Origin of the sequence: Amycolatopsis pithecellobii (genome assembly GCF_009707865.1) — a bacterium.
Taxonomy (GTDB): Bacteria; Actinomycetota; Actinomycetes; order Mycobacteriales; family Pseudonocardiaceae; genus Amycolatopsis_E; species Amycolatopsis_E pithecellobii.
Genome location: NZ_WMBA01000125.1, coordinates 1 through 5,035 on the forward strand (window position 1 = coordinate 1; position 5,035 = coordinate 5,035).

Below are 5,035 nucleotides of genomic sequence, written 5' to 3' on the forward strand. Positions count from 1 at the left end.
ACCGGGGGTGACGGGGCGGCGCTATGGTGTGGCCTGGCCGACAAGCGAGCGTACAAGGTGGGGACACGTGGCGGATCCGTCATTCGATGTGGTGAGCAAGGTCGATCGCCAGGAGGTGGACAACGCGCTGAACCAGGCGGCGCGCGAGTTGTCCACGCGGTTCGACTTCCGGGGGGTCAACGCGAAGGTCGCCTGGTCCGGCGAGGAGGCGATCACCATCGAGGCCGAGACCGAAGAGCGTGCGCTCGCGGCCGTCGAGGTGTTCAAGGAAAAGCTGATCAAGCGTGGCATCTCACTGAAAGCCTTCGAAGCCGACGAGCCCAGTGTGTCCGGCAAGATCTACAAGGTCAACGGCAAGATCATCCAGGGCATCGCCTCGGAAAAGGCCAAGCAGATCGCCAAGTACATCCGCGACGAGGGACCCAAGGGCGTCCAGGCCCAGATCCAGGGCGACCAGCTTCGTGTGTCCGGCAAGAAGAAGGATCACCTCCAGGACGTGATCGCGCTCCTCAAGGACAAGGACTTCGACATCGCGCTCCAGTTCACCAACTACCGCTGAGCGTCGACCCCCGGCCCGGATGGCTCTCGACCTGGAGGGCACGTAGCGCGCGATCATGATCTAATTCCCGCCACCCGGCGGGAGAGGGACTGAATGCGCAAGTGTGCAGTGCTGTTGCTGACCCTCGTGTTGATCATCGGCTTCACCCCCCAAGCGCAGGCGGCGGGACGGCAGCGGCTCGCGGTCGGGTCCTACCCCCGGCTCATTAGGCTCGAACACGGCGTCTACCAGGGACGCATTATCGCCGCGGTCAGCGGGTGGGACGGTAACGGGCCGTTCGCACCGGTCTTCGAGAGCCTCGACGAGGGCAGGAGCTTCCGGCTGATCGGCCAGGTCCGCGATCCGCGGGGCGCCCGCGGCGAATGCTGCGGCACGCTGTTCGAACTGCCGCGCAAAATCGGCAGCCTCCGCGCGGGAACGCTCTTGTGGGCCGGCAGTTACGGGCAGGCCGACGGCTTGGAACGGCGGATGTCGATCAGGATCTGGGCCAGCAGCGACGGCGGACGCACCTGGTCGTTCCTGTCCGAAGCCGCGCGGTCGCACAACACCGACGGTGTCTGGGAGCCGGAGTTCGACGTCGACGCGGGCGGCACCCTGTGGCTCCACTTCGCCGACGAGACCGAGGCGCCCCGCTTCGCTCAGGTGCTCAACCGCGTCGGATCAGTCGACGGGATCCATTGGGGCACCAAACAACGCACCCTCGCGATCCCGCCCGACCGGGTGCGCCCCGGGATGCCTCAGGTCCGCAAGCTGCCCGATGGGCGCTACTACTTCGGCTACGAGATCTGCAACTACGGGCCGCGGTTCTGCGACCCGTACTTCAAGATCTCCCCGGACGGCGCGAACTTCGGCGATCCGTCCGCACCCGGCACACCTGTTCTCGCCCCCGCCGGGGCCTACTTCCAGCACGCGCAGACCGTGACCCTGTTCCCCGGCGGGCCCGAGGGCACTCGCATCCTGATGGTCGGGCAGATCTACACCGACGCCAAAGGCAAGCCGCTCAGCACGAACGGTCAGGTGCTGCTCGCCAATGACCACTTCGGCGACGGCCCATGGTACGAACTTCCCGCGCCCGTGCAAGTGCCGTCCGCGTACGACAACTTCTGCCCCAACTACAGTTCCACCCTGCTGCCGGTGGACAAGGGCCGCAACGTGCTGGAGATCGCCGCCGACTACGAAAACGGCGTGTGCACGACCTATTTCGCCAAGGGCCCGGCGAACTAGAGAGCGTCCTGTAATTGATCTAGCTCCAGGTCTGGTGGGACTGTGTCGCAAACGGTGTTTCGGCGTTCTTGATCAGTAGGTCTCGGTGACCGGCCAGCGATCACCGGATGTGATGGCAAACGCGTTGAGAATCGGCTTCCAGCGCATCAGCCATCGTGCTGCTCCGGTCCCGGTGGGATCGAGGCTGCGGGTCACAAGGTACAGGCATTTCATCGCTGCTTGCTCTGTGGGGAAATGCCCACGCGCCCGTACCGCGCGCCGGTATCGGGCGTTCAACGACTCAATGGCATTGGTCGAGCAAATCATCCTCCTGATCTCGACATCGTAATCGAGAAACGGAACAAACTCTGTCCAGGCGTTGCGCCACAGGCGCACCAGGGCCGGGTATTTGGCTCCCCACTTCTCATCCAGTTCCGCTAATGCGACGGCTGCGGCGTCCGGATTGGGCGCCTCATACATCGCTTTCAAATCACGTTTGAGCGCGTCAACATGTTTCCGGGACGTGAGGCGGAACGAGTTGCGGATCAAATGGATCACGCACGTCTGCACAATGGTTTGCGGCCACACTTGCTCGATCACCTCCGGTAGCCCTTTCAACCCGTCGCAGACCAAGAAGAACACGTCCTTCACGCCCCGGTTTTTCAGGTCGACAAGGACGCTCATCCAAAATTTGGCGCCTTCGCCGCCGGAACCGGCCCACAACCCGAGCACGTCCCGGCGGCCGTCCACGGTGACGCCGATCGCGGCGTAGAACGGCCGGTTGGCCACCTGACCATCGCGCACCTTGACCACGATCGCATCGATGAACACCGCGGCGTACACCGCGTCCAACGGCCGGCTGCGCCATCCCTCCATCTCACCGACCACCTTGTCGGTGATCCGCGAAATGGTCTCCTTACTCACCGAGGCCCCATAAATCTCCGCGAAGTGCACCGAAATCTCTCCCGTCGTGAGCCCCTTGGCGTACAGCGACAGCACGATCTCGTCGACATCGGTCAACCGACACTGCCGCTTCTTCACGATTTTCGGTTCAAACAAGGATTCCCGATCACGAGGAACATCGATCTCCACCTCGCCCGCCGCGTCCGAAATCACCGTTTTGGGTCGTGTACCGTTCCGCACACTGGTGGAATCCCGACCCGGCTCCGCCTGACTCTTCTCACGGCCGAGATGCTCGGTCATCTCCTCGTCCAGCGCCGTTTCCAACACATTCTTGGTGAACAGCTCCAACAAGCCATCCGGCCCGGCCAACGCCAGCCCGCGCTGCTTCGCCTCGACCACCATCGCCGCCGCGACGGCCTGCTCCGGCGACAACTGCCGCCCCGACCTCCAGGTCTTCTTCTCCGCGCCCACAGCATCAGAGTCCATCACTCTCCGTGCCCATCCCGCCGGGCCTCAGCCCAGCGTGTCGGGCCGAAAACACCCCTCGCGACACAGTCCCGATCCTGGATGGCACCGTGGTTCGTCTGCAGGTGGACCGATTACCTTCCGGGACAATCCCGAAACCGCTGTGGTTATGGCATTCCCGCGTCGATCCGGACATCAGCATGGTCGATCTGCTCTGGCAGGCATTCCTGCGCAGATTCGACATCGAGCACACCTTCCGGCTGTTCAAACAGACCCTCGGCTGGACCCGCCCGAAACTGCGCACACCCGAACAACCCGACCGATGGGGCAGGCTCATCCTGGCCGGCTACACCCAACTCCGACTCGCCCGCAGGCTGACCGCGGACCTACGACGTCCCTGGGAGAAACCCGCGCCACCAGATCGGCTCACCCCAGCCCGCGTCCGTCGCGGATTTCGGCACCTCCGCGCAACAACCGACTCTCCCGCAAGCGCACCAAAACCAACACGACCCGGCCCAGGACGGCCAACCGGCCGCCGCAACGACCCGGCCAGCCACCCGCCACGACGTCCATGTCCTCACCTCGGCGACATCCAAGAAGAACAAATCGAGCACACCCCGACCACGCCGAACAGGTTAAAACTCAAGCTTAGGCTTTGAAATGTATTCCAACTGCCCACGTCATGTCATCAGCCTCGATATGACATGATCCGCTCGGCGAGACGATCTGCGATCACGACGGGTGGCAGGCCGTCGGTTTCTGAGGCTCGAAGTATCTTGATCATAGTGTCATAGATTTCCGATGCCCGATGCTTGGCGAGCCGCGAGTCGAACCCGTCGAGTTCGCCGGCGACATGAAGGACACCCCCAGCGTTAACCACGTAATCCGGAGCGTACAGAATGCACCGGTCGTGTAGTGATTGAGCAATCGTGGGCTCGGACAGCTGGTTGTTGGCCGCGCCGCAGACAATCGAACATCGAAGCCTTTCCGCGACCTGACGGTCAAGAACGCCGCCGATAGAGCACGGAGCATAAACATCCAAGTCTCGGCTGATCAACGTGTTGTGATCAGCTGCGACCTCGACCGCTGGATGCGTTCGCTGGATATGCTCGAGGGCTCTCTCATCGACGTCGTACACGACAACCGAGGCACCCTCTGCGACCAGCAGTTCGACGAGCAACGTGCCAACCTTGCCTACTCCTGACACGCCGATGCTGCGGCCACGTAAAGAGGTTACGCCCCAACAGACCTCAGCACATGCAGCCATGCCACGATATACCCCGTACGCGGTAACGCTCGAAGGGTCGCCCGCGCCACCCATGCGTCGCGAGCGACCTGCAACGTGTGTGGTTTCACCTGAGATAACGTCCATGTCTTCGATGGTTGTACCGAGATCGCACGCCGTGATGTAGCGTCCTCCGAGGGATTCAACAAAGCGCGCGTAGGCCCACAATAACTGTTGCGTCTTGTCCGTTTCCGGAGTGCCGAAAATGACTGCTTTTCCGCCTCCGTAGTGCAGACCCGCCACAGCATTCTTGTAGGCCATCCCCTTCGAAAGGTTGAGGACATCATTCGTTGCGGATTCCTCGTCGGCATAGGGATAGAATCGCACACCTCCCAATGCGGGCCCCAGGGAAGTGGAGTAAATGGCGATTATTGCACGCAGGCCTGTTTCATTGTCGTTACAGAAAACTACTTGTTCATGCCCTGTCTTCCGTTCGAAGATACCGGTCATTGTTGCGCTCCTCGGGGCGAAGGTTGAGTGATCTCAGGATTGTTCGTCGAACAGCGGGCGGATGCCGCGCGCCGCCATCACCTCGTCGTTGCTCGCCCCGGCCGCGACCATGGGCCACACCTGGGCATCCTTGCCGACCACGAAATCGATCACGACGGGACGGTCGTTGA

At 62.4% G+C, this 5,035-nt stretch carries 4 protein-coding genes; 2 read left to right on the top strand and 2 right to left on the bottom strand.

Annotated elements, in window-relative coordinates; genetic code table 11:
• Positions 1 to 67 precede the first annotated feature (67 nt).
• Positions 68 to 559: a YajQ family cyclic di-GMP-binding protein gene (locus GKO32_RS37565; protein ID WP_312869277.1), complete on the top strand. Its 492-nt coding sequence runs from the start codon at positions 68 to 70 to the stop codon at positions 557 to 559.
• 93 nt (positions 560 to 652) lie between these two features.
• A complete protein-coding gene (locus GKO32_RS37570; RefSeq protein WP_154761672.1) occupies positions 653 to 1,783 on the top strand; it encodes a sialidase family protein in 1,131 nt (376 codons plus the stop codon).
• Between the two features lie 72 nt (positions 1,784 to 1,855).
• Here GKO32_RS37570 and GKO32_RS37575 read toward each other — a convergent pair whose 3' ends face one another.
• Together GKO32_RS37575 and GKO32_RS37580 are read right to left on the bottom strand one after the other, a co-directional pair.
• A complete protein-coding gene (locus tag GKO32_RS37575; protein ID WP_154761673.1) occupies positions 1,856 to 3,151 on the bottom strand; it encodes an IS256 family transposase in 1,296 nt (431 codons plus the stop codon).
• A 667-nt stretch (positions 3,152 to 3,818) separates the two neighbouring features.
• Positions 3,819 to 4,865: a Leu/Phe/Val dehydrogenase gene (locus GKO32_RS37580; protein ID WP_154761674.1), complete on the bottom strand. Its 1,047-nt coding sequence runs from the start codon at positions 4,863 to 4,865 to the stop codon at positions 3,819 to 3,821.
• Positions 4,866 to 5,035 lie beyond the last annotated feature (170 nt).

Bases quoted from the DNA above. Each gene is read 5' to 3' on its own strand.
- GKO32_RS37570 (WP_154761672.1), top strand. From the start codon at position 653: ATGCGCAAGTGTGCAGTGCTGTTGCTGACCCTCGTGTTGATCATCGGC.
- GKO32_RS37575 (WP_154761673.1), bottom strand. From the start codon at position 3,151: ATGGACTCTGATGCTGTGGGCGCGGAGAAGAAGACCTGGAGGTCGGGG.
- GKO32_RS37580 (WP_154761674.1), bottom strand. From the start codon at position 4,865: ATGACCGGTATCTTCGAACGGAAGACAGGGCATGAACAAGTAGTTTTC.